Below are 3638 nucleotides of genomic sequence, written 5' to 3'. Positions count from 1 at the left end.
CAAACATTCGGAATCGGAGGCTGGAGGCAGAATCCCCACCACAATTGCAAGAAAGGAACTTGATCTTTGTATCAATGATATTGGCGGAATACCACCAAAACCTCAAGATAGTATTATTGTGATGGCTCCTGAAAACAGCAAAGCCCCCTCTTCTCAAGAGCATTTCATTGTGATAGATGTACAAGCCTCAGAATCTGGTATGTATAAGCTTATCTTGCGGGAGATAAAGTAAAGATATGCTTATAAAGAAATGATCTAGTACATGTTTATATTTAGAAGAAAAAAATACAAATTAACAAATGAAGCAATTAAGGTTGGCGAATTTATTCTTTACCGTATTAAAGCTATCAAAAATTTTGGTACAATTAAGAAAGGTGATTTAGGTGGATATATTGAAAAAGAAAGAAACCTAAGTCCTTACGATAATTGTTGGGTTTTTGATAATGCACAGGTTTACGGAAATGGATATGTTTCTGAAAATGCTACAATTAGCGATGATGCAAAAGTTTATGGTATAGCATCGGTTTCTGGTGAAGCGCAAATTTCTGGTAAAGCGCAAATTTATGATGAGGCATCAGTTTGGGGAAGCGCTAAAGTTTATGACAGCGCTAAAGTATATGGTGAAGCATTTATTTCCAAAAATGCTAAAATTTTCGGCAATGCAAAGATTTATGGTGAAGCATCTATTTTCGGAGATGCACACATTTCCGGGAATGCTATAATTTACGGTGAAACATCTATTTCCGGAAATGCTCAAATTTATGACAATACAAAAATTTATGATGAGGCATCAGTTTGGGGACATGCTATAATTTGCAATAATGCACAAGTTTTTGATCGTGCAGATATCTCTGACAATGCGCAGATTTTCGATAATGCACGAGTTTACGGTAAAGCATTGGTTGCTAATGAAGCGCAAATTTCTGGTAATGCACGAGTTTATGGCGAGGCATCAATTTTTGACAGTGTGCAAGTTTGTGGAAAAGCGCGAGTTTGCGGAACAGCAGAAATTTACGATAATGAAATTATTTCAACTGGGGTGAGAGACTAAAAACAAAAAAACGAACGATTGTGAATTCAAACCTATCACTGGCTTGTTTGATTTTATTGGAAAAGAAAGGATATTCGGATCACAATTAAAAAATTTAATCGATTGCTTGTGTAAAAACGATTTTTAGAAAAATGTAATATTACTGCTTGACATTATAGTAGGAGTATGAATAATAGAATCAGGTGCCTCAAAAACACCTTAAACCGCAAGCGGATTGGTTACCGAAATAATCAGTCTTCTATACATTAAAGATTTTGACTCATTATATGCCGTAGCATATAACAGTCTTGTCGGGTGTAGTTACGCTATACAATACTCTTTATGGGGAAAGCGTAACGACGGACTTGTGGCCGTGTTTTTGAGCACCCGGCACTCTTATGGAGTGTCAATCAAAAACATCTAACCCACAAGGAGTTCTCATGAACACTCTTATAGAAATTAAAAAAAGTACTTCTCATAGTGCTGTTACTCAGACTATGTCTAGCATTGAAATTGCAGAAGTGTGTGGTAAGCAGCATAAGAATGTTATGCGTGATATTAAGCAAATATTTAACGAGCTCAAATTTGAGCCGGTTGATTTTATAGGTACTTACATTGATGCAAAAGGTGAAAGCCGTCCTTGTTATAACTTACCGAAGCGTGAATGTTTAATTCTTGTTTCTGGTTATAACACTACATTACGTGCAAAAATCATTGACCGCTGGCAAGAATTGGAAAAACAAGTAGCAACACCGCAAATTGATTATTCAAGTCCTCAAGCAATGATTGGCTTTTTGACACACCTACAAAACCAAATTGAGCAGAAGGATAACACCATTGCCGAATTAGCACCAAAAGCAAAAGCTTTGGATGGTTTAAAGCGTTCTGATGGTTTGTTCGGTCTTATTGAAGCAGCGAAAATGCTAGAGGTACGACCAAAAGATTTAACGGATTATTTGCGTAAACATGATTGGGTGTATCGACGTGCTCCAGGGGCGCCTCTATTACCTTATCAGGATAAGATAAAGAAAGGATTCATGGATTGTCCCGCTATTACCATTCAAAGACCGGATGGTACAGAAAAGGTCCTGCCTTCAACGAAAATCACACCAAAAGGATTGGCATGTTTGAGAGAACAAATCCATGGGGGTGTACAATGAAGATAGATACTAACTTCTTATGCGATTTATGGATAGCATTATCTCAATTTTCTAATGATGAAAATGTGAGCGACAAAGATTGTAGTGCTCTGGTTCAAACTATGAATGCAATAGAAAACGCTTTGATTTTAAAGCTTCAAAATGAGGTGCCTAATATTACAAAGATTTTGGCAATTCTTACAGATTTTGGAGCTTCAGAGCTACCACATAGCATGGATTCTTTGTTGAAAGCTTATGAACCAAGTTTAGAGAGCCCCATTAAAAAGGTTGCTTAATTTAAAAGATAGAACTCCCCTCCCTGTTCTTAAAATGGGGAGGTGGTCAAACCCTACATTCAAATTTATTGATTTTGGCAAATTCGTCTGCTTTTTCAGTTTGTAATATACTAACGTCGTAAGCAGCTTGCATGTTAAGCCAAAATTCAGCAGTAGTATCAAAAAAATAGGCTAATCTTAGTGCTGTATCGGGAGTCACTGGACTATTTTCAGCAACAATACGTTCTATTCTCGTGCGTGGAACATTTAATGCTTTTGCAAGGGCATAAGCAGAGAGAGCATATTCTTTTAAATATTCTTCGCGTAAAATTTCTCCGGGATGAATAGCAATATAATTTTTCATCTCGACCTCCTAAAGATCAATGATAATCTACGATTTCAACTTCATAAGCGCCATTAGAACGCCATTCAAAACAAATACGAAACTGGTCATTAATACGAATAGAATATTGTCCTTGGCGGTCACCTTTCAATGCTTCTAAACGATTACCAGGAGGACTGCGTAAATCTTTAAGATCAACTGCCTTATCCAGCATAAACAATTTTCTTTGAGCTATACGTACTAGAGTTGTTGGAAAACCTTTAGGTGGATTACCTTCTAAAAGATCTTTACACCGCTTATCCGCAAAAGATTCAATCACCAAATCACCTTTATTCGTTCTTTTACGTATCATAACACGATACCAATATAAAGAAAAGGATAAATGTTAAATAACAGGAGCGTTTATGCATCCACGCGAAACGATAAGGGAAAGCTTTGTTGCTNTCAATATGCGCGATTTCAATTTATTTATTGAAGCAATGCCAGCTATTAATATCTCAACGCAAAGTGAAACGATTGAAGATGGACATGATTTTGGCTTAAGGCGGCGTGTTTTAACGCTAGATGTTGAATGTTATGCGACATGTGAAGATGGAGCACGTTTTGTTGACCAATTAGCGTGGGAAGTTGAGGAGATTTTCTACGCTAATCCCAATCTCAATAACACCGTTGAAACATGCCGCTTGCAAAATATTGCTTTTGCCTTTGGTGATAATGGCGCCCTAGCACTCCATGGTGCCATTTTAACCTTTGAAGTCATTTATGTGACGAATATCCCCAACATGGATGAAGAAGAAAGCGGTGTAACAGCAAGACTCGTTGAACCTTTCTTAAATTTTGAACCAGAAACA

General features: G+C 37.0%; 6 protein-coding genes and 1 pseudogene. 5 read left to right on the top strand and 2 right to left on the bottom strand.

Features of this window, described 5'->3' with window-relative positions:
- The 4 genes and pseudogenes from ACFIJ0_RS06670 to ACFIJ0_RS06655 form a co-directional block, all read left to right on the top strand.
- A pseudogene (locus ACFIJ0_RS06670) lies at nt 1-232 on the top strand (hypothetical protein); the annotation flags it as partial.
- Nucleotides 233-262: 30 nt separating this feature from the next.
- A complete protein-coding gene (locus ACFIJ0_RS06665; protein ID WP_375644173.1) occupies nt 263-1051 on the top strand; it encodes a hypothetical protein in 789 nt (262 codons plus the stop codon).
- Between the two features lie 419 nt (nt 1052-1470).
- Nucleotides 1471-2190: a phage antirepressor KilAC domain-containing protein gene (locus ACFIJ0_RS06660; RefSeq protein ID WP_375644172.1), complete on the top strand. Its 720-nt coding sequence runs from the start codon at nt 1471-1473 to the stop codon at nt 2188-2190.
- Nucleotides 2187-2465 (top strand): hypothetical protein, encoded by a 279-nt coding sequence (locus ACFIJ0_RS06655; RefSeq protein WP_375644171.1) that lies wholly within the window; start codon nt 2187-2189, stop codon nt 2463-2465. The genes ACFIJ0_RS06660 and ACFIJ0_RS06655 overlap by 4 nt, the downstream gene beginning before the upstream one ends.
- Before the next feature lie 46 nt (nt 2466-2511).
- Here ACFIJ0_RS06655 and ACFIJ0_RS06650 read toward each other — a convergent pair whose 3' ends face one another.
- Together ACFIJ0_RS06650 and ACFIJ0_RS06645 are read right to left on the bottom strand one after the other, a co-directional pair.
- Nucleotides 2512-2808 (bottom strand): HigA family addiction module antitoxin, encoded by a 297-nt coding sequence (locus tag ACFIJ0_RS06650; RefSeq protein ID WP_004861504.1) that lies wholly within the window; start codon nt 2806-2808, stop codon nt 2512-2514.
- Between the two features lie 16 nt (nt 2809-2824).
- Nucleotides 2825-3139, bottom strand: coding sequence for a type II toxin-antitoxin system RelE/ParE family toxin (locus ACFIJ0_RS06645; RefSeq protein ID WP_375623184.1), 315 nt, complete (start codon nt 3137-3139; stop codon nt 2825-2827).
- 52 nt (nt 3140-3191) lie between these two features.
- Between ACFIJ0_RS06645 and ACFIJ0_RS06640 the strand changes: the two genes are divergently transcribed.
- Nucleotides 3192-3638, top strand: a 447-nt coding sequence (locus tag ACFIJ0_RS06640) for a hypothetical protein (protein WP_375661435.1), incomplete at its 3' end; no start/stop codon positions are given.

The sequence above is a fragment of the Bartonella sp. OC68QHHN genome (assembly GCF_042193875.1).
Lineage (GTDB): Bacteria > Pseudomonadota > Alphaproteobacteria > Rhizobiales > Rhizobiaceae > Bartonella > Bartonella grahamii_A.
The sequence above is the reverse complement of the archived record's forward strand: the minus strand, read 5'-3'. Positions and strand labels throughout refer to the sequence as shown.